At 34.9% G+C, this 301-nt stretch carries 1 protein-coding gene; it reads right to left on the reverse strand.

Features of this window, described 5'->3' with window-relative positions; all coding sequences use genetic code 11:
• Positions 1-301 (reverse strand): DpnII family type II restriction endonuclease (locus MTT30_RS09870; protein WP_429801871.1); only part of this gene is annotated, 301 nt, incomplete at both ends.

Below are 301 nucleotides of genomic sequence, written 5' to 3' on the forward strand. Positions count from 1 at the left end.
GAGCGAAACCTTTCTGAGATTAAATTCGCAAAATTTTTTCCACTGCGGTTTTTTCTGGCGTTTGTGTCAAGTCCAACCTCTACGCCAAACACATAATCACATAAATTTTTAATTTTTCTATCCTTGAAAATTTCATCAAGTCCAGTCTCTAAAAGAAAGCTGTAAATTTTCTCTGGCTCATCAAAATAACTCTTTAACTCAAGTAAACTGCCGCTTGAACTCACAACTTTTCTACCACTTTCTCGAACGGCAATTAGTAAATTTAGTACCTCAAAACAGCTTCGATATTCTTTAAAAAGCG

Source organism: Campylobacter concisus (assembly GCF_050447445.1).
In the GTDB taxonomy this organism is placed as follows: Bacteria; Campylobacterota; Campylobacteria; order Campylobacterales; family Campylobacteraceae; genus Campylobacter_A; species Campylobacter_A concisus_BI.